General features: G+C 67.3%; 23 protein-coding genes. 10 read left to right on the top strand and 13 right to left on the bottom strand.

The window, feature by feature from the left end:
- Positions 1-59: 59 nt before the first annotated feature.
- Positions 60-1,400: a type VI secretion system baseplate subunit TssK gene (tssK, locus tag ACL58G_RS04780; RefSeq protein WP_413385935.1), complete on the bottom strand. Its 1,341-nt coding sequence runs from the start codon at positions 1,398-1,400 to the stop codon at positions 60-62.
- 210 nt (positions 1,401-1,610) lie between these two features.
- Here tssK and tssE point away from each other — a divergent pair, with 210 nt between their 5' ends.
- From tssE to tssG, 3 genes are read left to right on the top strand one after another with little or no spacing between them, the layout of a single operon-like run.
- Positions 1,611-2,114 carry a type VI secretion system baseplate subunit TssE gene (gene tssE, locus ACL58G_RS04775; protein WP_440965467.1) on the top strand — a complete coding sequence of 168 codons (504 nt, stop codon included), beginning with the start codon at positions 1,611-1,613 and terminating at the stop codon, positions 2,112-2,114.
- 2 nt (positions 2,115-2,116) lie between these two features.
- Positions 2,117-3,973, top strand: a complete 1,857-nt coding sequence (gene tssF / locus ACL58G_RS04770) for a type VI secretion system baseplate subunit TssF (protein WP_440965465.1) — start codon at positions 2,117-2,119, stop codon at positions 3,971-3,973.
- Positions 3,937-5,031 carry a type VI secretion system baseplate subunit TssG gene (gene tssG, locus ACL58G_RS04765; protein ID WP_440965464.1) on the top strand — a complete coding sequence of 365 codons (1,095 nt, stop codon included), beginning with the start codon at positions 3,937-3,939 and terminating at the stop codon, positions 5,029-5,031. Before tssF ends, tssG begins: the two co-directional genes overlap by 37 nt.
- Before the next feature lie 9 nt (positions 5,032-5,040).
- On the opposite strand, the gene ACL58G_RS04760 is transcribed toward tssG, so the two are convergent.
- The 5 genes from ACL58G_RS04760 to ACL58G_RS04740 all read right to left on the bottom strand — a co-directional run bounded on the left by ACL58G_RS04760 (position 5,041) and on the right by ACL58G_RS04740 (position 11,971).
- The gene (locus ACL58G_RS04760) at positions 5,041-5,748 is read right to left on the bottom strand and encodes an MOSC domain-containing protein (RefSeq protein WP_440965462.1); all 708 of its coding nucleotides are present in this window, start codon (positions 5,746-5,748) and stop codon (positions 5,041-5,043) included.
- 93 nt (positions 5,749-5,841) lie between these two features.
- On the bottom strand, positions 5,842-8,976 hold the full coding sequence (locus ACL58G_RS04755) for an efflux RND transporter permease subunit (RefSeq protein WP_440965460.1): 3,135 nt from the start codon (positions 8,974-8,976) through the stop codon (positions 5,842-5,844).
- A 10-nt stretch (positions 8,977-8,986) separates the two neighbouring features.
- Positions 8,987-10,177 carry an efflux RND transporter periplasmic adaptor subunit gene (locus tag ACL58G_RS04750; RefSeq protein ID WP_440965459.1) on the bottom strand — a complete coding sequence of 397 codons (1,191 nt, stop codon included), beginning with the start codon at positions 10,175-10,177 and terminating at the stop codon, positions 8,987-8,989.
- A 10-nt stretch (positions 10,178-10,187) separates the two neighbouring features.
- Positions 10,188-11,420 (bottom strand): TolC family protein, encoded by a 1,233-nt coding sequence (locus ACL58G_RS04745; RefSeq protein ID WP_440965457.1) that lies wholly within the window; start codon positions 11,418-11,420, stop codon positions 10,188-10,190.
- A gap of 188 nt (positions 11,421-11,608) precedes the next feature.
- Positions 11,609-11,971 carry a hypothetical protein gene (locus ACL58G_RS04740; protein ID WP_413380893.1) on the bottom strand — a complete coding sequence of 121 codons (363 nt, stop codon included), beginning with the start codon at positions 11,969-11,971 and terminating at the stop codon, positions 11,609-11,611.
- Between the two features lie 155 nt (positions 11,972-12,126).
- Here ACL58G_RS04740 and ACL58G_RS04735 point away from each other — a divergent pair, with 155 nt between their 5' ends.
- Together ACL58G_RS04735 and ACL58G_RS04730 are read left to right on the top strand one after the other, a co-directional pair.
- Complete coding sequence (locus ACL58G_RS04735) at positions 12,127-12,714, top strand: papain-like cysteine protease family protein (RefSeq protein WP_440965455.1); 588 nt, start codon at positions 12,127-12,129, stop codon at positions 12,712-12,714.
- A 1-nt stretch (position 12,715) separates the two neighbouring features.
- Positions 12,716-13,336, top strand: a complete 621-nt coding sequence (locus ACL58G_RS04730) for a hypothetical protein (protein ID WP_440965454.1) — start codon at positions 12,716-12,718, stop codon at positions 13,334-13,336.
- Positions 13,337-13,339: 3 nt separating this feature from the next.
- Here the strand turns inward: ACL58G_RS04730 and ACL58G_RS04725 are convergent, their stop codons facing one another.
- The 6 genes from ACL58G_RS04725 to ACL58G_RS04700 are packed head-to-tail and all read right to left on the bottom strand — an operon-like array spanning position 13,340 to position 20,536.
- Positions 13,340-14,716, bottom strand: coding sequence for an HlyD family efflux transporter periplasmic adaptor subunit (locus ACL58G_RS04725; protein ID WP_440965452.1), 1,377 nt, complete (start codon positions 14,714-14,716; stop codon positions 13,340-13,342).
- A complete protein-coding gene (locus tag ACL58G_RS04720; protein ID WP_440965450.1) occupies positions 14,703-16,274 on the bottom strand; it encodes an FHA domain-containing protein in 1,572 nt (523 codons plus the stop codon). Before ACL58G_RS04720 ends, ACL58G_RS04725 begins: the two co-directional genes overlap by 14 nt.
- 11 nt (positions 16,275-16,285) lie before the next feature.
- Complete coding sequence (locus tag ACL58G_RS04715; RefSeq protein WP_440965448.1) at positions 16,286-17,683, bottom strand: efflux transporter outer membrane subunit; 1,398 nt, start codon at positions 17,681-17,683, stop codon at positions 16,286-16,288.
- Complete coding sequence (locus tag ACL58G_RS04710) at positions 17,680-19,629, bottom strand: HD domain-containing phosphohydrolase (RefSeq protein ID WP_440965446.1); 1,950 nt, start codon at positions 19,627-19,629, stop codon at positions 17,680-17,682. Before ACL58G_RS04710 ends, ACL58G_RS04715 begins: the two co-directional genes overlap by 4 nt.
- A 54-nt stretch (positions 19,630-19,683) precedes the next feature.
- Entirely contained in the window at positions 19,684-20,103 is a 420-nt protein-coding gene (locus tag ACL58G_RS04705) for a DUF4399 domain-containing protein (RefSeq protein WP_440965444.1), read from the bottom strand.
- Between the two features lie 13 nt (positions 20,104-20,116).
- Complete coding sequence (locus ACL58G_RS04700) at positions 20,117-20,536, bottom strand: DUF4399 domain-containing protein (RefSeq protein WP_440965442.1); 420 nt, start codon at positions 20,534-20,536, stop codon at positions 20,117-20,119.
- Positions 20,537-20,690: 154 nt separating this feature from the next.
- Between ACL58G_RS04700 and ACL58G_RS04695 the strand changes: the two genes are divergently transcribed.
- Entirely contained in the window at positions 20,691-21,857 is a 1,167-nt protein-coding gene (locus ACL58G_RS04695) for a formylglycine-generating enzyme family protein (RefSeq protein ID WP_440965440.1), read from the top strand.
- 3 nt (positions 21,858-21,860) lie between these two features.
- Here the strand turns inward: ACL58G_RS04695 and ACL58G_RS04690 are convergent, their stop codons facing one another.
- Positions 21,861-23,894 (bottom strand): protein kinase domain-containing protein, encoded by a 2,034-nt coding sequence (locus tag ACL58G_RS04690; protein ID WP_440965438.1) that lies wholly within the window; start codon positions 23,892-23,894, stop codon positions 21,861-21,863.
- A 221-nt stretch (positions 23,895-24,115) separates the two neighbouring features.
- Between ACL58G_RS04690 and ACL58G_RS04685 the strand changes: the two genes are divergently transcribed.
- The 4 genes from ACL58G_RS04685 (at position 24,116) to ACL58G_RS04670 (ending at position 25,499) form a co-directional block, all read left to right on the top strand.
- Positions 24,116-24,403, top strand: a complete 288-nt coding sequence (locus ACL58G_RS04685; RefSeq protein WP_056133709.1) for a hypothetical protein — start codon at positions 24,116-24,118, stop codon at positions 24,401-24,403.
- A gap of 101 nt (positions 24,404-24,504) precedes the next feature.
- Positions 24,505-24,684, top strand: a complete 180-nt coding sequence (locus ACL58G_RS04680) for a hypothetical protein (RefSeq protein ID WP_440965436.1) — start codon at positions 24,505-24,507, stop codon at positions 24,682-24,684.
- A 259-nt stretch (positions 24,685-24,943) separates the two neighbouring features.
- Positions 24,944-25,213 carry a hypothetical protein gene (locus ACL58G_RS04675; protein ID WP_440965434.1) on the top strand — a complete coding sequence of 90 codons (270 nt, stop codon included), beginning with the start codon at positions 24,944-24,946 and terminating at the stop codon, positions 25,211-25,213.
- A gap of 10 nt (positions 25,214-25,223) precedes the next feature.
- Positions 25,224-25,499: a hypothetical protein gene (locus ACL58G_RS04670; RefSeq protein ID WP_440965432.1), complete on the top strand. Its 276-nt coding sequence runs from the start codon at positions 25,224-25,226 to the stop codon at positions 25,497-25,499.
- Positions 25,500-25,505: the final 6 nt, after the last annotated feature.

Below are 25,505 nucleotides of genomic sequence, written 5' to 3'. Positions count from 1 at the left end.
TTTGTCGATAGTGGCCTGCTGGCCTGCGATGAGTTCAACGAGGAACATGCACCGCGGGCTCACGCAGCAACAGCCAGCAGTTCCAGCTTCAACCCCTTCATCCCCGACGGCACGTAGATCGCCATCGATTGCGCCTGCAGCATGCGCTCGTACATTTGTCCCTTGGCATCGAGGATGAAATAGCACGTGTCGGGGCGCACTGGCACGGCGGCGGGCAGTTGTGGCGCGTATTGCAGGCGCACGCCGGGCAGGGCCGACAGCACGCATTTCTCGACGTCGTCCGGCGCGCCGACCTTGAAACGCAGCGGCACGGTGTCGACGAGCTCCAGCGTCGGGATATCGGCCGAGACGGCGATGTAGAAGGTCGTCTTGTCGTCGATCTTGCCGGAGTCGAGCATGCCGTGGTGGTACGACGGCCGCACTTCGTTCAGGACAATGGCGAAGTACTTCGACGAGATCACGGTGTCGAGCAGTTCACGGATGATCTGGAACAGCTTGGCAAAGCCGGGACCGGGATCGGCGTGCTGGTACACCGGCAGGTCGGTCAGCGTCCAGCTTTTCGAAAACGTCATCAGCGCGCCGCCCACGCCCAGCAATTGTTCGTGCAGGCGTTCCGGGTGCAGGTCAGGATGGTGCACGTAGTGGGATAGCGATGCGCACGCGGAACTCGCGGTGTGCAATAGCCAGAACGACGACATGTCACCGGAACGGAATTCGATCACGTTGCGGCTCGGCTCGCGGTGGTGGCCATACAGCGAACTCACCTTGGCCTGCAGCGCCTCGAGCAGGCGGCGCACCTGCTGGAACAGGGCGGGTGCGGCACCCACCGACAGGCTGGGCGGCAGGAAGGACGGGTCCATCTCGAAGCCGCCGGACGGGGCGCGCCGCAGGCGCAGCACCGGAAAGCTGAGGTAGGCGTCGCGCGGCTCGAATTCCGGGACGAGACGCACGGTTTTCCTGAGGTAGGATACGGACGCCGGCGCCGCTTGCGTGTAGAGGTCGGGCGTTTCCTCATTGGTTTGCACGAAGCGGACCGTCTTGGTCGGCTGGCCCGGCTGGGCGAAATTGCCGCTGAAGGGTTTGAGGCCGGGCAGGGCGGCGTAATACGTGACGGTTTGCTGGGATTGCGGCAGCTGGCTGAGGTCGACGGTGTCGGGCAGTTCGTCGGCACCCGGCGCATCGACCAGTTCGCCGTCCTGGAAGCGCAGCGCGAGTTCGAGGATGCGCAACACGTTGCTGGACAGCGCCTCGCGGTCGATCTGCAATGTTTCGATGCCCCAGGCATACGGGTGTACGGCCCGGATGCTCTTGTACAGGCGGTGTTCATGGTACTGGTCCTGGCGCTGGAAATGCTGCGGACGCAGGAGCAGACCCTCTCCCCACAATACTTTGCTGGCCATGTTGCCGGTCATCGTGCTCGTCATGCATGTCCTCCAGTCATTGACTTGTCCCAAGTCGATCACCTTAGTCCTTCATGACGGTTTTTTTTCTGCTATGACCTGCAGTTTTGCTACTGCTCAAAGTAACCGTGGGTCTTTCCCAACTGAACTATTTTTTCGCGCCTGACTGTGTGAAGATGCCCGCTTGCGCTGCCGGCATGGAGGAGTTCGATGGAAGGATTCACGCCTGGTTTTTTCGACCGTCTGCTGGGCACATCGGTGCGCGGCGCCGGTAACGCCTCCGTCTCGCGCATCACCGCCGAGGATTTCAAGGATGCCGTCGCGCGCGACCTCGAGGCGTTGTTGAACACGCGCTCCGTCATTCCCGAAAATTCACTGCAGGGTTTCCCCGAGTGCAGCGAGTCGCTCGTGACCTACGGCTTGACGGATTTCGCCGACCGCTCGCTGTCGAGTCCGAGCGACCGCGCTTACATCTGCGACTGCCTCGAAAAAACCATCGCCCGCCATGAACCGCGCCTGCGCAACGTGAAGGCGGTACTCGAAGTGCGCGACGAGAGTGCGGTGAACCGCCTGAAGTTTTCGATCACGGCGTTGCTCGTCGCCAGCGCATCGGAAGAACCGGTCAATTTCGACGCGCTGCTGCAGCCGTCGACCCTGCAATACAGCATCAACAAGGCGGGCAGGGCGTCGCCGGCCGCGTCCGCGCGAGGCTAAGCTTGGAACAATTGCTACCGTATTACGAGCGCGAGCTCGGCCACTTGCGCCGTCACCTGCGCGAATTCGCCGAGCGCTATCCGAAGATCGCGGGCCGCCTGCTCATCAGCGGGGAAGTGTGCGAAGACCCGCACACCGAACGCATGATCGAATCGTTCGCGCTGCTGAACGCGCGTATCGCGAAGCGGCTCGATGACGACTATCCCGAATTCACGGAAGCGCTGTTCGACGTCCTGTACCCCCATTACCTGCGCCCGTTTCCCTCCTGTTCGATCACCCAGATGGATTTCGGCGGGACCGCCAACCAGCAGACGGGCATCGGCGTCCTCCCGCGCGGCACCGCGCTGAGTACGCGGCCCGTGCGCGGCGCGGCCTGCACGTTCCGCACCGTCTATCCCGTCACCGTCGCGCCGCTTGCGCTCACCAGCGCCGCGTTCTCCGCCATCATCGACCATCCGGAAGTCGTACGCCTGCCGGAAGGCGCCGGCTCCGGCCTGAGCCTGACGCTCACCGCCACGGCCGACCAGTTGCGCCTCGGCCGGCTGGCCCTGCCGCGCCTGCGCGTGTTCATCGACGGCGAACCGTCGTTCTGCGCGGCGTTGCGCGACACGTTGTTCATGCGGGCCGTGGGCGCATACGTCGAGGCGGACCGCAATGGCCGCTGGTTTCCCCTGGGCGCGATCCCGATCGAGCCCGCCGGCTTCGCCGACGACGAAGCCCTGATCGATTTTCCCGCGCGCTCGCATGCCGCTTACCGCCTGCTGACGGAGTACTTCTGCTTCCCCGACAAGTTCAACTTCTTCGACATCGACCTCGCCGCACTCATGGCCGCGCTGCCGACCTCGCTGGCGGCCGGCGCGACGACGGTGACGCTGCACCTGGCGCTGGCGGGCCTGCGCGCGGATTCGAACACGGCGCGCATGCTCGGCACGCTGTCGACCAACAACCTGCTGCTCGGCTGCACGCCCGTCATCAACCTGTTCCCGCAGCGCGGCGAGCCGATCCGCCTGACCCACGCGAGCGCCAGCTACCCCGTGCTGGCCGACGCGCGCCGCGCCTTCGCCTACGAAGTGCAATCCATCGAATCCGTCAACCTCGTGCGCCAGACGCCGCAGGGAGAAACCGTCGTCGAATTCCATCCGTTTTACTCGCTCAAGCACGCCCAGACGCCCGAGCGGAACGGGCATTACTGGGTGCTGCGGCGCGACGAGACGCTGGCCGAGCGCAGCCCCGGCTACGAGACGCAGATCGCCATCGTCGACATCGACTTCGATCCGGCCGCCGTCGAGACGCAAACGCTGAACATCGAACTCATCTGCAGCAACCGCGACCTGCCGGCCTCACTCTCCTATGGCCAGCTCGGCGGCGATTTGTTCCTCGAAGGCGGCTCGAGCATGAAGACGATCCACTTCCTGCGCAAGCCCACCATCACCTACCGCTTCGAGAGCGCCCGCAGCGCCCATTGGCGCCTGATCTCGCACCTGACGCTGAACCATTTGTCACTGGCAAACGGCGGCGTCGATGCCTTCCGCGAGATGCTCGCCCTGTACGACCTGCCCCGTTCGCCATCGTCGCAGCGCCAGATCGGCGGCATTGCCGGCATCGAACAACGTACCGCCAGCGCGTGGATGGCGGGCAATCCGTTCACCTGCCTCGTGCGCGGCGTGGAAGTGCGCATCCTCATCGACGAGGAAGCCTTCGTCGGCAGCGGCATCTACGCATTCGCCCACATCATCGAACGGTTTCTCGCCCTGTACGTGCACGCCAACAGCTTCACGCAACTGGTGGTGGTGTCCAATAAAACCGGAGAGGAATTATTGAAATGCCTACCGAGAAGCGGCGATTTGAGCCTGCTGTAATCGAGCGCCTGTTCAGGGAACCCTATCGTTTCGAGTACTTCCAGGCCGTGCGCATGCTCGAGCTCTGGCTCAAGCGGCACGGCAGCCCCCAGCACGACGCCATCGCACATTACGTGCGCTTCCAGAACTCGACGTCGCTGGGATTTCCGGCCAGCCAGCTGGAAGCCATCCAGCCCGAGCCGCGCGACCTCGACCGCGGCGCGCACGCGCTCGGCAAGGCATTGCGGGAAGCCAGGCTCACCTACATCCGCGTCACCCCCTCCTTCATGGGCCTGCTGAGCGCCACCGGCGTGCTGCCGGCCCATTACACGGAGCGCATCGCCGACCACCAGCAGCGCCATTCCGACGAAGGTCCACGCGCGCTGCTGGACACGTTCTCGAACCGCTCGCTGGCCCTGTTCTACGCAGCCTGGCGCAAATACCGGCTGCACTTCAAATACCAGCTCGACGGCCAGGACACCTTCCTGCCGCTGCTGCTGGCACTGGCAGGGCTCGGCCACAATGCGCTGCGCCGGCGCCTGACGCACCCCAGGGACGGCGCCCTGCTGGACGAATCGATCGGCTACTTCGCCGCGTCGATCCGCCAGCGCCCGCCCTCGGCCGTGCAGATGGGGCGCGTGCTGTCCGAGTATTTCGACCACCCGGTGCGCATCGAGCAATTCGTCGGGGCCTGGTACGACGTGCCGTCCGCCCAGCAGACCGTCCTCGGCCACTCCACCGCGGTGCTGGGCACGAGCGCGATGGCCGGCGACCGCGTGTGGCAGCGCGACCTGCGCCTGCGCGTCGTGGTGGGTCCGCTGGACCACGCCGGTTTCTCGTCGTTCCTGCCGGGTGGCCTCGCGGCGCGCGCCCTCAAAAGCCTGCTGGGCCTACTGGCCGGCGTCACGCTCGAATACGAGGTCGAACTGATCCTGCGCGGAGAAGCGGTCCGCAGCACCGTCCTCGGCCCCGCGCCGAGCGGGAGACTGGGTTGGGATGCCTATCTCGTCACCGGACCACAGGCGGATGACCGCGGCGACGTCCGCTACGCCCTGCAGCCGATCGAACAGCTGGCCTGACGGGCAAGCCTACGGCACCACCTCGGCGGAAAACAACCGTTCCACCGGCGCGGGATCGAACAGCCCGCGCCCATCCCAGCGCGGCAGGTCGATATCCGATTGCGAGGGCACGGCCTTGTCCGCGTAGCGCGGCCCCAGCCGGGCGATCATGCCCGGGAAAGCGCGGCAATAGCTGGACGCGACGCCGGCCAGCTGGGCCAGCCGCTTATACGTGATCACGCTGGCGGGCGGCAGCGTATCGAGCACGTGGACGATGCGCTCGCGCCAGTCGTCCGACCACGCCTGCAGCGGCGCGCCCGCCACGCGGATCCGGTCGCCCGGCCGGATCTCGCCGCCGTGCAGCACGCGCGCCAGCATGCCGCGCCGTGTGCCGATGCGCGTCGACAGGCCGGGTTGGTGCGCGTCCAGGTGCCCGCAGGCTTCGCACTGGAACATCAGCCGCAGCAGGGCGCCGTCGCCGACCTGCAGCACGGTGCCGGAGACGAGCCGCGACGTGTCGACGTCCACGAGCAGGTTCTCGCGCAGCGTGTGCGGCGGCAGCGCGAAGGCGCCGTAAGCATCCGTGCCGGCCAGCAGCAACTGGCGCGGCGACAGCGGGTCGGCGTACACGTCGCCTTCCAGTCCCTGGTAGGCGATGGCCCTCACGCCGTCCACGCGCACGGGTGGCGCGGCCAGGCTGGGGCGCAGGGCCAGGGCTTCGATCCGTCCGATGTCCATGTGCGTGTCCATGTCCGTGTCAGTCAGCGATGACAAAGTCTGCCACAGGTGCGGCCGGTCCGGATGGCGTACCGGACGGTCGCACCATGACGCTCAACGATAGGCCGGGTCGCGGGAACTTTCATGCGCCCACGTGTACAAGGCCGGCAGGATCAAGAGGGTCAGCGCCGTCGACGACAGGATGCCGCCGATGACGACCGTCGCCAGCGGCCGCTGCACCTCCGCGCCCGTGCTCGTCGCCAGCGCCATCGGCAAAAAGCCCAGCGAGGCGACGAGCGCCGTCATCAGCACTGCGCGCAAACGTACCTGCGCCCCTTCGCGCATGGCATCTTGCGCGGAGTGCCCCTGGTCGCGCAGCGAACGCACGAACGCCAGCATCACGAGCCCGTTCAGCACGGCCACGCCGGACAGCGCGATGAAGCCGACCGCCGCCGAAATCGACAGCGGCAATCCGCGCAGCCACAGCGCCAGCACGCCGCCCGTCATGGCGAACGGGATGCCGCTGAACACGAGCAGGCCATCCTTGACGCTGCCGAACATCAGGTACAACAGCGCGAACACGAGCGCCAGCGCGGCCGGGACGACGAGCGCCAGGCGCTGCCCCGCGGCCTGCAGGTTCTCGAATTGCCCGCCGAGGCTCAGCCACACGCCCGCCGGCAGTTTCAGCCTGGCCAGGTCGGCTTGCAGCGCGGCGACGAACGAACTGAGATCGCGCCCGCGCACGTTGGCCGTGACGACGATGCGGCGCTTGCCGTTCTCGCGGCTGATCTGGTTCGCTTCCGGCACGAAGTCCAACGTGGCGATCTCGGACAGGGGAATGCAGGCGGCCCGCCCATCGCGCGCCGGCAGCGAGATCGGCAGGCGCCGCAGCGTGTCGACATCGTTGCGCGCCCCTTCCGGCAGGCGCACCGTGATCGCGAAGCGGCGGTCGCCTTCGAACACGGTGCCCACGTCGCGGCCGCCGACGAGCGTGCCGAACGCTTCCTGCACGTCCGCCACGTTCAGGCCGTAGCGCGCGGCCTTGATGCGGTCGACGGCCAGGGTCAGCGCCGGCAAGCCTTCCGTCTGCTCGATTTTCACTTCGACGGCGCCCGGCAGCCGATCGAGCACTTGGGCGATGCGCTGGGCCGTCGCGAGCATGGTCGCCGTGTCGTCGCCGAACACCTTCACGGCCACGTCGCTGCGCACGCCCGAGATCAGCTCATTGAAGCGCAGCTGGATCGGTTGCGAGAACTCGTAGTTGTTGCCGGGGATGCGGTTGGCCGCTTCCGCGATCGCGGCCACGAGCTCGGCATGCGTCCGTCTCGGCTTCGGCCACTGGTTTTCCGGACGCAGGATCAAATAGCTGTCGGCCGCATTCGGCGGCATCGGGTCCGTCGCCACCTCGGCCGTGCCGATGCGCGCGAACACGCGTTCGATCTCGGGGAATTCGCGCAGCAGGGCGGTCTCCAACTGCTGCTGCATCGCCACCGATTGCTGCAGGCTCGTGCCGGGAATCCGCAAGGTCATCACGGCCAGGTCGCCCTCGTTCAGGTTCGGCGCGAATTCGGTGCCGAGGCGGGTCGCCAGCAAGCCTGTCAGCAGCACGGAGAGCACGGCGAAGGTCAGGGCGACCGGGCGGTTGCGCAGGGTCCAGTCCAGCAGCGGCCGGTACCAGTCGCGCGCCTTGTGCATCAGGCGGTTGTCGTGTTCGGCCACGTTGCCGCTGACGAACAATGCGACGGCAGCCGGCACGAACGTCACCGACAGGATCATCGCGCCGACGAGCGCCATCACGACCGTGAGCGCCATCGGATGAAACATCTTGCCTTCGATGCCGGACAGTGCGAGCAGGGGCAGATAAACCGTCATGATGATCACCTGGCCAAACAGCAGCGGCCGCCTCGCTTCCGCCGCGGCAAGCGCGACCTCCGTGCGGCGTTCCTCACCCGTCAATGGCCGCCCGACCTCGGCCTGGGCGATCCCGAGCCGGCGGATGCAGTTCTCGACGATGACGACGGCGCCGTCGATGATGATGCCGAAGTCGAGCGCCCCGAGGCTCATCAGGTTGGCGCTGACGCCCGCCTGCACCATGCCCGTGAACACGAGCAGCATCGTGAGCGGGATGACGAGCGCCGTGACGAGCGCCGCGCGCAGATTGCCGAGAAAAGCGAACAGGATCGCGATGACGAGCAGCGCCCCTTCGACGAGGTTGTTGCGGACGGTGCGAATCGCCTTGTTCACCAGCACCGCGCGGTCGTACACCGGCAAAGCCTGCACACCCGGCGGCAGCGAGCGGTTGACCTCGTCCAGCTTGCGGCGCGCGCTGTCCGCGACGGCGCGGCTGTTCTGGCCGATCAGCATGAAGACGGCGCCCAGCACCACTTCGCGACCGTTCTCCGTGGCGGCGCCGGTGCGCAGTTCGCGGCCCGGCTCCACGTCGGCCACGTCGCGCACGCGCACGGGTGCGCCGTCGACGACGTCCAGCACGATGTTGCGGATCTCCTCCAGCGTTTTTACCTGTCCCGGCGTGCGCACGACAAATTGTTCGCCACCGCGCTCGATGTAGCCGGCGCCCGCGTTGACGTTGTTGCGGTCGATGGCATTGACCAGGGTCGCCAGCGACAGCCCGCGCGCGGTCAGCTTCGCCATGTCCGGCGCGACCTGGTACTCCTTCAGGTAGCCGCCGATGGTGTTCACTTCCGTCACGCCCGCGACGCCGCGCAGTTGCGGCGCCACGATCCAGTCCTGGATCTCGCGCAGGTCGGCCGGAGAATAGGGCGTGCCGTCCGGTTTCAATGCGTCCGGGCGCGCTTCGACCGTCCAGTAAAAGATCTCGCCCAGGCCCGTCGCGATCGGCCCCAGCGCGGGATCGGCCTGGTCCGGCAGCCGGCTTTTCGCCTGTTGCAGCCGCTCGCTCACGAGCTGGCGGGCGAAATAGATGTCGGTGCCTTCCTTGAAGACGACGGTGACCTGCGACAGGCCGTAGCGCGACAGCGACCGCGTCTGCTCGAGCCGGGGCAGGCCGCTCATCGCCGACTCGATGGGGAAGGTGATGCGCTGCTCGACTTCCAGCGGAGAATAGCCCTGCGCGGCCGTGTTGATCTGCACCTGCACGTTCGTGATGTCGGGCACGGCGTCGATCGGCAGGCGCTGGTAGTTGACCACGCCCAGGCCGGCGAGGGCGAGGACCGCGAGCACGACCAGCCAGCGGCGCGCGATGGCGAATGCGATAAGTTGTTGGAACATGGGCGCCTCGTCAGTCGTCGTGTTCGGCTTCGCTCTTGCCGAGGTCCGCCTTCAGCAGGAAGCTGCCGCCGGCCGCGACGACATCCCCCGCCGCCAGCCCGCGCACGATCTCGATCCGCTTGCCGTCCGAGCGCCCGGGCACGACGTCGCGCAGCGCGAATCCGGCCTTCGTGCGGACGAACACGACGCTGTGCTCGTGGATCGTTTGGATGGCATCGCCGGACACGGTCACCGGCACCTGCGCCTGCGGCCCCATCAGGTCGACGCTGGCCAGCATGCCCGGCCGCAGGTGCGCGTCGCGGTTCGGCAGGACGATGCGTGCCGTCGCCATGCGCGTCGTCTCGCCGAGGACGGGGCCGACGAATGCGACGGTGCCGTCGATCTCGCCCGGTTGCGTGCCCACGCTGATCTTCGCCGCCATGCCCGCGCCGACCTGGCCCAGGCTGTCGGCGGGTACGGCCGCTTCGATCCACACGTGCGACAGGTCGGCGATGGTCAGCAACGGCTTCGTCTCGTCGACCGCCTGGCCGGCGACGGCCGGCTTGTCGACGACGACGCCGTTCAGCGGTGCGCGCATCGTCACGCTGCTGGACACGCCGCCGCCCGCTTCGATGCCCAGGGCGGCCAGGCGCTGTGCCGCCGCCTGTGCGGCGATCTCCGCCTCCTGCATCGCCGTCGCCGCGGCTTCCAGATCCTGGCGGGCCGAGATGCGTTCGTCCCACAGCGCCTTTTCGCGCCGGTACGTCGTGCGGGCGAGCTGCAGCCGTTGGCGCGCGCTGGCGGCGTCGGCGCGCCACTGCGCGACGGCCGGGCTCCGGATCGTCACGAGCGCCTGCCCCTTGCGCACCAGGGCGCCCGGCGCCACGAGCACGGCCTGCACGATGCCCGGCGCGGGCGCGGCCAGCGCGACAGTGCGTTCCGCGTCGGATTTGACTTGCGCGGGCAGGTGCAGCCGCTGCCGCAAGGTGGCCGGACCGGCCGTGTCGAGGGCGATGCCGTTCGCCTTGATCTGCGCCGCCGTCATCGCGATGCCGCGTGCGCCTGCATCTTCCGCTGCGCCGCCTGTTTGCGCGCCGCGGTCGTCGTGGCCGTGCGCATCTTTCGTGGGTGCCGAGTCCTCGCGCGTAAACAGCATCAGTCCGGCCAGGAGGAGGGCGAACGCGCACATCAGCGCGATCGCCAGGGTCTGTTTCTTCGTCATGGTGTTCTCTTCAATCTTGATCGGTGCCGGCGAGGCGTTCGATGTCGGCCCAGGCGCGCCAGGCGGTTTCCAGGCTGTCCCAGTGGCGCGTCTGCACCTGGAACCACGTGCGTTGCGCGTCGAGCACGTCCAGGAAGGAAAACTTCCCGTACTCGAATCCTTTCAGCGTCTGCTCGTACGCGGTCTTGGCGCCCGGCACGACGTCGTCGCGCAGCAGCCGGGCTTCCTGTTTCGCCGTTGCGTAGCGCGTGTGGGCAGCCGTCAGCGCGGCCGCCGTCTCGACCCGGGCGGCGGCCAGTTCGTCGTTCGCCGCGTCGGTGCGGCGCAAGGCCGCGTGCAGGGCATCCTCGTTGCGGTTGAACAGGGGCAGCGGCACGGACAGGCCGACGACGGCCTGGCGCCGGCCCACCTGGTCATCCTTTTGCGTGCCCACGGACAGCGTGACGTCCGGCATGCGCGCCGCCCGCTCGACATCCGCCTGCGCCTGCCGCGCCGCGAGCTGGCCGCGCGCGCGGCGGACGGCGGCGGATTCGCGGGCCAGCAAGGTCGCGATGGGTGCGGGGTCCGGCAGCCGGTCGCTGTCGTCTGCCAGCGCCAGGGTGTCCGCAGGGCGGCCGACCAGCGCGGCCAGCGTCGTGCGGGCGATGGCCAGCGCGGCCGCCGCCCGGGTCAGCGCGGTCGATGCATCGACGGCCGCGAGGCGGGCCCGTGTCTCGTCGATCGGGGATATCTTCCCGGCCGCGACCCGCTTGCCGGCCACGTCGACGGTCCGGCGCGCGAGGTCGGTCAAGGCCTGGGCAAGTGCGAGCCGGTGTCCGGCGATCAGGACGTCATGGTAGGCGGCGATGACGTCGGCCCGGATGGCCAGCCGCTGCGCCAGCCGGTCGCCGCGCGCCACGTCGGCCGCTCCCCGGGCGAGGGCGACGCGGGCCTGGCGTTTGCCGCCGAGTTCGATCGGCTGGTTGATCTGCACGGTGGTCGTGCGCGTGCCGGCCTGCTGGCCTTCGCGCAGCCAGGACAGCTCGGGATTCGGCAGCCGGCCGGCCTGGCCGACCAGCGCGTCGCTCGCCGCCACCTCATGCGCGGCCGCGCGCGCGGCGGGCTGGTCGAGGGCAAGCCGGATCGCTGTGGATAAGTCGATGGGGGCGGTGTCCGCCGCGACGCGCAGGGGCTCGGCGCCGCAGCGCCATGCCAATGCGGATGCGAGGACGAGCACCGCCAGTCTTTGTCTGAATGTGTTCATGCGTGCTCCTGAAAATGGGAGCGTCGAAAAACCTGCTGCGCGTTGCCCTATCGTCCTGCGATGCTCGCTGTACTAGCGTACAGCTGTGCTTCTCGAACGACATTGCTGCCGCTCGCGACGGTTTTTCGAGGCTCCCGATGGTCGATTCAGGCGCGCGGAGATTTGTGGGGTGTCAAGCCGCGCGCGGGTCAGGCGGCGGCAGGCCATTGCGGCCGTTCGGGACGGCTCGCGGGCGGCGCTTTGAGGTAGGGCGGGAAGAAGGCGATGCTGGAAGCGTGCCGGCGCTCGGCCGGTATCACGACGAACGCCGCGGGCAGGCACGCCGTATGTCCGAACGTGCAGGCCGCGCAGTGCGGGTCGACCAGGGACGCGCCGTCGTCGTCGGCCACGAACACGGTCCCGTCTACGCCTGGCGCGACGACGCTGTGGTGGCTCACGCCGGCCGGCGTCATTGCGCAGCACTTGTCCGCCATGGCCAGGGCGACCTGGAATGGATAGACGACCAGCAGCAGGATGAGGATCAGGCGGCGCATGGCGCAATGATACCGCATTAAAAGATGGCGTTATTCATCAATGAGCGGCCTCAACCAATCACGGGAATCGGGTTGGGTTCGCAACCGATCTGCATATACCTTTATCGGGAGGGTTTATCCATACGTGGATGATTCCGGAAATAAACGATTGAACTCGCTGGAGGGTCGCCGTAATGAAAAGCGCAAATATACTTGGCGGAATTTTTTTATTGGGAACTTTATCCGCCTGTTGTCATCCACCGTTGGTATCCACGATCGACGTCCCGACATTACCGCAGCAGGCGTCGAACTGGTGCTGGGCGGCGAGCGGCCAGATGACCATGCGTTTCCTGGGTCATGACGTCGCCCAATGCGTGGAAGCGAATAACCGTTTCGGCCTCGCGACGTGCTGCGAAAATAATTCCGGAAGCTGCAATAACGGCGGCTGGCCGGAATACGAGAAATACGGTTTTACGGCCGACCAGACCTCCGATACGGCACTCACGTTCAGCCAGATCAAATCGCAGATTTACTGCAAAAAGAAACCCATCGCATTCAGCTGGCACTGGCCCGGCGGCGGTGGCCACATGATGGTCGTAAAAGGTTATTTCACCGTGAATGGCGTGCAATACGTGGACGTCAACGATCCCGAGCCTTATACGGATCTGGGCACGCTGGTCGGCGGCACGGAAACCATCATGACGTATGCCGATTACGTCAGCCGCACGGGCGACCACACCCATTGGAACGACTATTACAACATCACGTACAAAGGTGACTGACATGCGCAAACTTCCTTTCGCGTTGGTCGTTGCGGTCGTCCTCTTCCTCGCCGGCTGCCAGACGAGCCAACCCCGCCCCAACCACAGCCAGGACACCGCCGCGCAGCATGGCCTGGCCACGCTCCGGCAGGTCGTCAATGCCGGCAACTATGCGTCGCTCGGTTTCGAGTCGGAGGCCGAGGTACGCCAGGCCACGCTCGGCGAGCCGCTGCAGGTCTACCGGGTCCAGCTCGACGCCCTGCGTGCCTTTACCGGGAACACCGATCCGGAAACGCTGCTGGTCGACATCCGCCGCAGCCTGTACCCCGTCAAGGTCGGCGACCGCGTGGCGACATCGATCTTCGTCACCGGATCGCGCGAAGGCTGGCGGGCGTCCGAACTGGGCAACGCGGCCGTGGCACGGCTCGTCAGCCGCTATCGCCACGGCGCCGGCGATTTCCTCGTGCACGTGGTGGCGATGAAGTCCTGGTTCGTCGCCGACCGGGTCGAAGGCAAGCTCATGCTGACACCCGTCATGGACGACCCGCGCACCAAGCTCCGGGCGGGAGAAACCGTGCCGGCGGACGTCGTCTTCCTGCAGCTCAAGGCGGCGTCCGAAGGCGACAACGGCTTGCCGCAATAGGCATCACCCGCCGAGCTGGCGGAACGGGTCGAAGGCCAGGTCGATGAGACGGCGCTTGCGCACGACGATTTCCGCGCTCGCCGTCATGCCGTAGCGCAGCGGGTACGACGTGTCGCCCACGGTGTAGTGGTCGCGCTCGAGGGCGACGCGGCCTTCGTACACGGGCAGCCGCGTCTGCGGCGAGGCCCGGGTCGCGGGCGCGATGGTCTGCAAGATGCCGTCGATGATGCCGTAGCGCTGGTAGGGAAAGGCGTTGAATTTCACCTGCACCGGCAAGCCCTCGCGCAGGAAGGCGCGGTCCTGTTCGGGGATCTCGATCTTGAGCAGGGGCCGCGTGTTCTTCGGCACGATGCCGCCCAGCGGGGTGTTCGCCTGGATCTTGTCGCCGGGCTGCGTGGACGTCACCTCCGTGATCACGCCGTCCACGGGCGCAAGGATGCGCAGGAAATTGTCCTTGTCGATGTTCTCGAACTGGATGCGCGATGCCGCATCCGCCACCAGGCGCGCCGTCTGCACCTGCAGCCGCAGCTTTTCCTCGACGTTGGTCGCCTCGCGCGTCGCCGCTTCGTACTGCAGGCGCAGGCTCGCGAGCTGCTGGCCGCTCGTCTCCAGCTGCGAGCGGGCCTCGGTGGTTTCCAGGCTCTGGCGCGCCGACAGTTCGCTCGCGCGCGATTCCGCCACGCGCACCGCGTTCTCGGCCGCCTGCAGCGCATTCTTCTTGCCCTCCACCTGCAGTTGCGAGACCCCGCCGCCGCCCGGCAGCGCGAACAGGCGCTCGTACTTGGCCGCTTCGTCGCGCGCCGCATCCCGTGCACGGCGCGCGTCCTCCAGATTCGTGCGCGCTTCCTGCGCCTGCGCGCGCTGGCCGGCGGCGAGGCTGCTCGTGCCCTCGGCCTGGCGGCGCTCGTGCTGGCGTTCCTCCGTGTCCATCGCTTCCTTGAGCGCGGCCACCCGCTCGTCCAATAAAGCTTTCTTTTGTGGGAACTCCTTCCATTCGCGTTCCGCATCTTCCAGTTTCAGGCGCGCCTCCAGCGCATTGCGGGCCGCCTCGATGGCGCCGCGGGCGTACAGCCGCGCCACCACGTCGCCCTTGAGCACGGGCTGTCCCTCGGCGATATAGATGTTGGCCAGTTCGCCGTCGATGGGCGCATACAGGCGGCGCACCTCGGATGCCGGTACCAGCGTGCCCGGCGCCATCACGAGCACATCCGCGCGGCCGAAGAACGACCACGCCAGGCCGACCAGCACCAGCGCCACCATCACGTAGATGGCCAGGTGCGTGAAGCGCGCCGGCGTGGCCGTCAGGATGCCGATGCCCTCGTCGCTGTGGTCTTCCAGCGCGCCGATCAGCGGGCGCAGGGGTTTGTCACTCGTTGCCATCGCCGCCTCCTGTCAGGGCCAGCTTGCGCAGGTCGCTGGCCGCCTGCGCATACGTGTCGCGGAAGGCCGGGACGTACGCCGAGATCGTCGCGAACGCGCGCTGGTGCGCCGGCTGCTCGTCCTGCCACTGGCGCACCATCCGGCTGAGGCGCGCACCGTCGGCCGCGTCGCGCACGGGGGCCGCCGCGCCGCCGCGCGCATGGACGAACCGTTCCACGTCGCCGACCCAGGCGATTTCCGCCACGAGCGGCCGGGCATCCGCGTTATGGGTGCTCAGGCGCCGCATGCGTGTCTCGGCCTGGATGGCGCGGTCGAAGCGGCGCGCCTTCAGGTCCGCCATCCACTGCGGCAGTTCCGCTTTCAGCAGGGCTTCCGTGCCCAGCGTCTTCACGTCCGCATTGTCCGGGTCGCGCGCGAGGCGGTCGTCGGCGAGGCGGGCCGCGGTCGCGAAATCGCCGCGGTCGACGAGGCCCTGCAACGCCCGCTCCGGCGCGCCGGCCAGCTGGAACAGGAGGATGACAGCGATCACCAGCGCGCTCAATGTCATCAGCCAGCGGCGCAGGCGCGCGGCGTCGGCGTCGCCGGCGGCGCCCATTGCATCCAGCAGGGCGGCCGTCATCAGGGCCGCCTTGCTGCGCCGCATGTCGCTCTTGCCGTGCGCCGGTTCCACGGCAGCGGGGTTCACCTCGTCTTCCTGCGCGCCGGGCTGCTCGTCGGCGCAAAAGATGTCGAGGAAGGAGCCGGCCGACGCGACGAACGTCGTGTGGTCCGCATCCATCGCCGCGGGGGAGGCCGCCGGCGGCAACGACACCCGCGTGACCGTCGGCTCGGGGCCGGCCTGTTCCCATTGCAGGCGCACGCGGTAGACGAAGTGATGACCGCCGAACGCGAGCACGTCGCCCTCCTCCAGCGCATGGGCGTGCTCGTCGAGCCGCACCGCGCCGATGAAGGTGCCGTTCGTGCTGCCCAGGTCTTCCACGTACGGCACGCCCGCCTTGAGGAAGATGTGCGCGTGGCGGCGCGACAGATAGCCAACCTGGTGCGGCTCCTTCTCCTTGTAGCGCGCGAACGTATCGTCCACCTTGCTGATCAGGAAGGGAAAACTGGTGATGACGATGGCTTCCAGTCCGAGGCCGGCACGCTCCGGTTCCAGCGTGAGACTGGCGAGCCGCGCCACCGGCGCCGCCGCGGGTGCGGATGCCTGCAGCCGCACCCGGTACGCGAGCACGCGCGCCAGGCCGACCTCGTCGCCGTCGTGCAGCCGCACGATGCCGTGCCGCACGGCCACGCCGTTGACGGTGGTGCCGTTCTTGCTGCCCAGGTCGGCGATATACGCGTCGCCACCCTCGACGAAGACGCGCGCATGGCGGCGCGACAAATCGGCCACGATCTCGGGCGGATACGCGGCGAACGGCGGCTCGGTGCGGCCGATGGCGAACAGGCCGTCGTCGATGGCGAGCGGACCGAGCTCGGGATGGTTCAGCGGTTCGAGCACGATGCCGACGCGTTGAAGAGGCGGTGCCTGCATCTTGCCGACCAGGACTTCGTCAGGCACCATCGGAGCGTCTTTCAATGCTGCGCCGCATCGGCCACCTCCACGGGCGGCCAGCCGCCGCCCAGCGCCTTGTACAGCGTCACCGTGTCGGACAGGATCTGCTGCCGGTTGGCGAGCAGCGCCAGCTGGGCCCCCAGCAGGGTGCGCTCGGTCTCGAACACTTCCAGCTGCGACGCCACGCCCTCCTTGCGCTGCGCATCCGTCGTGCTGGCCACGAGCCGCAACTGGTCGACCTGCTGCTGCAATTCTCCCCGCTGCTTCTTGTGCGCCTCCAGGTTGACGAGCGCATTTTCCACGTCTTCGAACGCGGCCATGACGGTCTGGCGATACGCCTGCTCCGCCACCTTCGTCTGCGCCTCGCTCGTGCGCACGCGCGCCTTCACGCCCGGGTCGAGAATCGGGAAATTAATGCTGGGCAGCAGCCCGAACGTGAACGATTTCAGCAAGGTCGACAGCGCGAAGCTGGACGTGCCACCGCGCCCCGTCAGGCTGATCGACGGCAGTTGCGCCAGCTTGGCCTGCCCCGTCAGGTCGTACGCTTCCAGCACGCGGTATTCGGCCGCGACGACGTCGGGCCGGCGTTTCAATAATTGCGACGGCAGGCCGCCCGGCACCTCGGGCACGCGCACCCGCTCCTGCAGGCGGCCGGCAGGCATCTGGAAGTCGCCGGCCGGTACGCCGATCAAGGTCGCCAGCGCATTGCCGGCCAGTGCGCGCAGGCGCTGCAATTCGATCAGCTCCGTACTCAGGCGGTTGACCTCGGCCGATTGCTGCAGCACACGCGTGTGCGGGATGAGGCCGTTCTGCTCCATCGCCTGGTACGTGATGAGAATGTCGCGGTTGCGGGCCAGCGTCTGGCGCTGCTGGTCGATCTGTTCGTCGAATTGCAGGATCTGGAAATACGTCGTCGACACGTCCGACACGAGTTTCAGATAACCCGCGCGCCACTCGGCCTCGGTGGCGGAAAACTCGGCCTTCTGCGCCTGCACCCCCTTCTCGACCTTGCCCCAGATGTCGATGTCCCAGTTGGTCTGCGTGGCCAGGTTGAACTGCTTCGTGAACGGTTGACCCGTGACCTTCTGGAAGCTCGCGCCCGCACCCGCGTCGAGCGTGGGCAGCGCGCCGGCCCGCGCCTCTCCGATCTGCGCGTCGGCCACGCCGATGCGCGCGGCGAGCACCGCCAGGTCGACATTGCCGGCGAGCGCGCGGCTGACGAGCTGGTCGAGGTAGGGATCGCGGAATTCGTGCCACCAATCCGGCACGATCAGCTCCGTCTTGGACAGCGGCAAGCTGGCCGAGTTCGCCCACGCCGTCTTGGCCGGCACGGACGGCCGCGCGTACGGGCGCATGCCGACGTCCGCGCAGGCGGCAAGCAGCAGGGCGGCAACCAGGCAAAGGAGACGGCCGGTCATGGCGCCATCCATGCTCGGGCGTCGACGAACACCTGAAACAGGCGCCCATCGATATGCCCCGCGTCGCATTCCTCGTGCATCAGGTCCAGCGCCTGTTCCACGGGCACGGCCTTCTTGTACGGCCGGTCACCGGCCGTGAGTGCATCGTAGATGTCGCAGATCGTCAGGATGCGCGTCTGGATGCTGATCTGCGGCCCGCGCAGGCCCGACGGATAGCCGGACCCGTCCAGCTTCTCGTGGTGGCCGTGCGCGATCGCGGGCACGCCGGCCAGGTCTCTCGTCCACGGGATCAGGACGAGGAACGAATACGAATCCACCACGTGTTCCTCGATCTGGCGCCGCTCGTCCGCCGTCAGGCAGCCTTTCGCCAGGCTCAGCGCCGCCACCTCGTGGTCTTCCAGCAGCGCGAGCGGCTGGCCGTCCGGGTCGTGGCAGCCGTAGTGGACGATGTCGCGCAAATCGGGCAGCGTGCTGCTGCGCGAGATGGCGGGCTCGTTGGCGCTGCGGATCGTGGCGAGGAAGCCGTCGAGCCGGGCCGCTTCCTCGGCCAGGCGCGCGTCGGCGGACTCCTTTTCGGCCCGGAACGTCGCCGCGCTCCAGCCCTCGTCGATGTGGCGCTGCGCGAGCGTGTGATAGGCCTGGCGCTCCAGACAGGCGCGTGCGTACAGGAAGCGCTGTTCCAGCAGGCGCATGTCGGCATGGTGCAGCTTTTTCTCCTTGCGCAGCACGTGCTCGCGCACGCCGACCTTGCCGAAGTCGTGCAGCAGCGCGGCATAGCGGATCTCGCGCAACTGTTCGCGCGTAAAGGCAATACGGCGCACGTCCCGATCCTGCGCGCGGTCGAGCGCCATGGCGAGGCGCTCGGCATAGCTCGCCACGCGGAACGAGTGGCCGGCCGTGACGGGATCGCGCTCCTCGATCGCCTGCACGGACGCGCGCACGAAGCCGTCGAGCAGGCGTTCGATGTCGGAGTACAGCTGGAAATTCTTGAGCGCGACGGCCGTTTCCGCGCACACGCCCGTAAGCAGTTCGAGGTCGGCCTCCTGGAACGCGCGCGGGTCGGACGAGCTGTCGACCTGGATCAGCCCCAGCACTTCCTCGCCCACGATCAGCGGCGCGCACATGACGCTGCGGATCGCCTGGGCGACGATCGAATCCTGCGCGGCGAAGTGGCGGTCGGCCAGGGTATCGACGGACAGGATCGCGCGCTTCCTGCCCAGCACCTCGTCGACGATCGTGTGCGACAGGCGCGCCTGCCCCGGATCCTCGACCATGCCGTTGCGCCGCCGCGCCGCCACCGGCACGGGCGGGTCGCGTTCGTTCTGGCGCAGCAGGATGAACGCGCGCTCGGCCAGCGGGAACAGGTCGAAGATGAAATTCATGATCTTTTCCGTCAAGGTCGCGCGGTCGGTGACGGCGCCCAGCGCGATGCTGACCTGGGCCATCGCATGCAGTTTCAGCACCGATTTCTCGAGCTCGCCGCGAGGCGCATCGCGCGGGCCGGCCGCCGGCACGTACTGGGTGGCGTCGACCGACTTCCTGATCACCGTCGGCATGCTGGCCGCGCCGGGTGCGACCAGCGAGCGGAACACGAGCTGGGTGGAGGCGAGCGCCAGTTCGTCGCCGTCGCCCAGCACGTGCCACGACCCGGGTTGCAGCCGCTCGCCATTGACGAACGTGCCGTTCGACGAGTGCAGGTCCTCGACCGACCAGGCGTCCCCGCGCCTCCGCACGCGCGCGTGGCGGCGGCTGATCGTGTGCAGCGGGATGCAGATGAACTGGTCGGACGCGAGCGCGTCCTGGCGATCGCGTCCGATCACGACCTCGTCGTGCAGCGGAAACAGCCGCGGCCGGACGTCGCGCCCGCCCAGCAGCTCGAGATATGCGCTGACGCCGCCTTCCACGGGCGGTGCCGCATAGGGTTCCGGTGCCGGTTCGATCGCCATGTCGTCCTCGCCTTGAGACCTGTAAGACAGTGACGCCGCGCTACAGTTCGCAAATCATTTCACAGTGATCGTGATTTTTTTGGACTGGACAGATGGCTCGAATGTGACGTGCTGGTCGTCCCCCATGACGAGCTGCAGCGTGTGCCTGCCGGGCGGCAGCTCGATCGTCGTCTCCGTTTCTCCGGCGCCGAAGTGCAGGTGGTTGCGGTCGTTCGGAATCTCGACGCCCGGCGCCGGCGCGTCCGTGTCGATCAGCAGGTGGTGGTGCCCCGTATTCGGAAATTTCACGCCTTTCGGCGCCACGCCCATGTTGCGCAGGCCGAACCAGACGCGGATCGGCTTGCCGGATGCGACCACCTGGCCGTCGTTGGGCCAGCCGATGTACAGGTAGGCGTTGGGCGGCGCCGGCGTCGGCTCGGCGGCAAGAACTGAAACGGCGGCGGCGAGAAGGGCGGCTGCCAGTCGTATGCGCATGGGGGCTCCTGTTTCACTTGACCGTGACCGTGATCTTTTTCGAGTAGACCGGCGGATCGTGCGGAATATGATCCTTGTCGGCCAACAGCAGCTGCAGCGTATGCGAACCCGGCGGCAGTTCTATTCTCGCCTCCGTTTCGCCGGCGCCGAAGTGCAGGTGGTTGCGGTCGTTCGGCACGGCCTGGTCCATGTTCTCGGGCAGGTCGGTGTCGATCAGCAGGTGGTGGTGGCCCGTCTTCGCGATGTCCGTGCCCTTGGGCGCGACGCCCATGTTGCGCAAGCCCATCCGCACCCAGAAGGCGTGGCGGACGACCATGCCGTCGCCGGGCCAGATGAAATACACCAGCGCGTTCTCGGGCGACGGCGTGCGTGCGAGCACGGGCACGGCCTGCAAGACCACCGCGCTCAGTATCAAGACAATTGTTTTGCGCATCGTCCTCTCCCGCCCGCCGTGCGGGCCGCTGTTCCGGCAGCATCCGTCAACCGGGATGCATGGCACCTGTGCCAGAACAAACGTGCGGCCGGCACAATCGCGGCGGCCAGTGGTCTAAGCGGTTTCCTGACACTTGCGGAGGCGGCCTGTGTGGATGAGGCTCTTGATCCTGTGCAGCCTGATGGCGCTGACGGCCGTCGCGCCCGTGCGCGCGCATGGGTTGCCCACGACGTTCCAGGTGGCGGGCGTCCTGCCCAAGAACAGCGCCGAGCAGTTCGAGCTGGCGTTCTGGAATTCCGTCAAGGACAGCAAGCAGGTGGGCGACTACGAGGCTTACCTGCAGGCCTATCCGAAGGGACGCTTCGCCAGCCTGGCGCGCACGCGCATCCAGCAGCTGAAGGCGGCCCCGCCGCAGGCGCCCGCGCCCGCGCCCGCGAAGCCGGCCGGGAGCAAGCCCACAGGTACGCAGCCGCAGACGAAGACCGCGCCGAAGCCGCCACCGCAATCGCAGCCAACCCGGCCGCCCGACAACAAGATACGTCCGGTGCCGGCACCCGTCGACGGCGGCCGTGAAGAGGCGCCCGCAGCGGGACCAGCCGGTTCCGTTGCCACGATGAAGGATTGCGACGTCTGCCCGGTGATGGTCGCGCTGTCGCCGCGGCCGTTCATGATGGGCAACAACAGCAGCGACCCGTCCGAGCGTCCCGCGCACAAGGTGGCGCTGCACACGCCGTTCGCGATCGGCAAGTACGAAGTCACGGTGGGGCAGTGGAACCAGTGCGTCCGGGCCAGCGTGTGTCCGGCGATGCCGTCGCTGGGCAACGTGCCCGAGAACCTGCCGATGCGCGACGTCAGCTGGGACGAGGCGCAGCTGTACCTCAAATGGCTGGGCACGGTGAGCGGGAAGCCGTACCGCCTGCCGACCGAGGCCGAGTGGGAATACGCGGCGCGCGGCGGCACCACGACCCGCTACTGGTGGGGGCAAGAGATGAAAGGCGGGAATTCGAGTTGCGAAGGCTGCGGCATGCCCTGGAGCGAGGAGCGCCCGCCGCCGGTCGGCAGCTTCCCCGCCAATCCGTTCGGCCTGAGCGACATGAACGGCAGCGTGTGGGAATGGGTGCAGGATTGCTGGCACAGCACGTACAAGGGGGCGCCCGCCGACGGCAGCGCCTGGGTCGACGGCAACTGCCAGGCGCGCGTCATCCGTGGCGGTTCATGGCGCGAAAACGGCAGCTACATGCTGTCCACCACGCGTTTCAAATACGACGCCAGCGTGCGCCAGTCGCAGAACGGATTCCGGGTTGCGCGGTCGCTCGATTGACGGCTAGCGGCGCGCGTGCGTCGTGATCTGCAAAAAGTCGACGGCGATCGCGCCATGTGCCCCGGCGATCGCGGCGAGGCGCTCGTCCAGGGCGCGCAGATACGCCGATCCCGGTTCCGCATCCGGACGCAGCCCGTCGAACAGCGGCACGGACGTGGTCACCAGCACGAGCATCTCGGTGCCGAACGGCGGACCGATCACCCAGTTGCCGAGGCTGCCGATGGTGGCCGTGTAGCGCGGCGGCGCCAGGTTTTCGCGCGCGCCCGCATTGGGCAGCAGGTGGACGACGTTGCCGTCCAGGACGAAATAATCGACCGACACGTACGACTGGTAGTCCGGCGTGGCCACGTCGACCATCAGCGTATCGCCTGCCGCCAGGTTGCCGCCCCGGCCGCTGCCCGGGTTCAGGCGGAGCGACACACCGGCCGCGCGGGACGCGGCCCAGTAGCGGCCGAGGACGCGCATCAACGGGCATTTCGCATCGTCGACGTCGTGCAGAGTCAGCTCGACCCGCGTCACGCCCGGCAGAGCCGCCAGCATCATCTTGAGGCGCGCCGGACCCACGCTGTGCGCGAGATAGCCCTGCACGCTCACGACACGCCCGTCGATGGCGGGCACGAGCGCCGAGCACGGCACGCCGGCCAGCACGGTGGAGACGGCCGCCAGGGTCGGCGGCGGCGCAGGCGCAGGCGCAGGGGGTGGCGAGTTCGCGGGCGGCGGCGTGGCGGCGACGGACGCGGGCGGTCCCTGCGCGGCCGGCGCGGTGCCATGCCGCGGCAACAGCAGGCGCAGCGCGACGAACACGACCAGTGCGGCGGCCGCGGCGGCCAGCGCGGTTCCCGCCCCGATCAGCAGCGGCTGCCGGCGCCGCGCGTCGCGCGCACCGATCTCCTTCAAAAAACCGTTGACGGTGGGCGTGCGGAGCTCGCGCCGCAACGCGAGCGCATTGCGCAGCGCGCGCCATTGCCTGTGGCCGAGCCCGGGCGGCCGCTGCGGACGCAGGCCCGCATCGCGCGCCTGGAGGGCAGACAGCCGGTTGAACGGGTGGCGCCCCGTCAGCAATTCATACGTGATGCAGCCGAGCGCATAGATGTCGTCGCGCGGATCGGGCTCGCGGTTTTCCAGCATCTCGGGGCTCGCATAGGCGGGCGTCAGGGCGCCGAGGCTGCCGGGATCGAAGACGGTCACGTCCGAGTCCTCTTCCGCCTTCTGGAACACGCGCGCGATGCCGAAGTCGATGACCTTGACGCCGCCGGTCTCCGTCAGGATCACGTTGGCCGGCTTAAAGTCGCAATGGACGAAGCCGCGCTCGTGCGCATAGGCGAGCGCCCGGCCCATGCCGCTCACGATCTTCATCGCCTCGTCGAACGGCAGGACGTGGAAATCGGGCGCGCGCAGCATCTGGCTGAGCGACTTGCCCTGCAGGTATTCCATCGTGATGTAGACCATCGGCCCATCGCGGTCGAAGTCGTACACGGCCACGATGTTCGGATGGGCCAGCGTCTGCGCCTTGCGCGCTTCCCGCTGCAGGGCGATCAGCGATTTGGGGTGCCCCTGGAACTGTACGTTCAGCACCTTGATCGCGATATAGGGATGGCGGTCCGACGCTTCCAGCTTGCGCAGGTCGAGCGCCTTGTAGACGGTGCCCATGCCGCCGAAGCCGACGCATTCCTCGAGCACGAAGCGGCCGTTGAGCGTGTCGCCGACGCCTTTCATGCGCTCGACCGCCGCGCCCGGCGGGCCGGCGATGCCCGCAGGCTGCGTCGGCGGTTGCAGGGGCTTGGTCTGGACATAGGTTTCTTCGTCGCCGACGCGCTGACGCTGGCGTGCCTCGATCGCCTGCGCGATGCGGCGCTCGACTTCGCCATAGACCTCGGCCGGCAGCGGCGCGCGGCGATGCGCGTCGTTGAGGGTCTTGAGCAGGCTCGATACGCTCTCGGGCGTACTGGCCAGCAGGCGGTCGACGCGCGCGAACAACTCGGCTTGCCCGAGAGTGCCGCTCTGGAACTGGCGAAGGGTATCGGCGAGGTTGTCCATGTCTTCCTCTGACAGGTGCGCCGTGTGCAAATTCACCGCACAGACGATGTGTTGTTCCCGGCCAAACGGCGTCACTTCCAGTGTTGGACCGAACCCACCGGATACCCGATAAAACGCCGCGAATGGGCGCAAAAAAGTGCTGGCACGGTTCTCGCAAAGAGTAGGGTGAGCACGACGAAAGCGGCTCGCCAACCAACCCAATCCACTCAAGGAGAAACACGATGAACACTCTGTCGATCAAAGACCTGGCACTCACCTGCGAACTGGACCGCGGCGCGATGGCGCACGTGCGTGGCGGTCACGGCAAGATGCAGCAACCGTCGCATGGGCTGTCCCCGATGCCGGTCTACTTCCCGAGCTACAACTCGACCGTCGACGTCGACCAGAACCTGCAGCAATTCCAGAACGTGACGAACGCGACCGCGAACGGCTCGGCCTTCATCGACGGCGTCACCGTACACAACAACACGAGCCAGTTCGGCCAGAATAACGCGGTGGTTGCTCATTAAATGGATCACTGAGCGGAACCAACGCGAATTTAATCTGTCACTCATGCCGGCCCGGTCATCTCGCGATGGCCGGGCCGGCATTCCCCATTCAGGAGAACGACATGGCAACCATCACCATCAAGGACTTGTCCGACAACACGGACCTGGACCGCAAGGCAATGCGGGCGATCTCGGGCGGCTCGCGCGCGCGCTCGCACACGGGTGTGCTGCGGCCCGCGCAACCGCAGCGGATCGTCGACTTCCGCACGAAGGCGAAGCCGGGCAAGCCGCCTTCCAGATAAACCATATAAACCGTTTAGTACGATCACCATGCCGCCCGGCCCGCCAGCCGGGCGGTTTTTTTTGTACCTTCAGGTTCGGTGTTCGGCTGGATCCAACAGATACGGCGCGGTGTTGGTCCGTGCCCGCCAGATTCTCCTTCCAAACAGCCAGACAACCTGTTTTTACGGGCTTTTTGGGCTGGCACGCATTCTGCTCATACCCTGGTGAGCGCAAATCAAACGCTCTTCCAACCAAATCACTGACGCAAGGAGAATCAACATGAAAACCCTGATCATCAAAGACCTCGCCGCCACCTGCGAACTGAGCCACAGCGACATGACCGCCATCCGCGGCGGCCACGGCGCCGCGTCCACGCCCTGGTCGACCATGTACAGCCCGTCGTACGACTCGTCCATCAAGGCGGACCAGAACCTGATGCAGTTCCAGGACGTGAAGAACCTGACCGCCAACGGCTCGGCCTTCATTTCCGGCGTCAGCGCCACCAACAACACCGATCAATTCGGCCAGAACAACATCGCCGTCCTGTAAGGAGAACGTCATGCAAACCCTGATCATCAACGACCTGGCCCAGAACTGCGAACTGGATCACAAGCAAATGGCAAGCGTGCGCGGTGGCCATGGCATGAGCAGCCCGTCGTACTCGCTGTACCCGATGCCGTCGCCGACGTATTCGAAAACCGTCAACGCGACGCAGAACCTGGCCCAGATCCAGAGCGTGCTCAACGAGACGGCCGACGGCTCGGCCTTCGTGAACGGCGTCACGGCGAACAACAACACGTCGCAATTCGGCCAGAACAACCTGCTGGTCATCTAAGGAGAA

Origin of the sequence: Massilia sp. GER05 (assembly GCF_052056005.1) — a bacterium.
Classification (GTDB): domain Bacteria; phylum Pseudomonadota; class Gammaproteobacteria; order Burkholderiales; family Burkholderiaceae_D; genus Telluria; species Telluria orientalis.
Note: the sequence above shows the minus strand (reverse complement) of the source record. Positions and strands in the feature narration are given on the sequence as shown.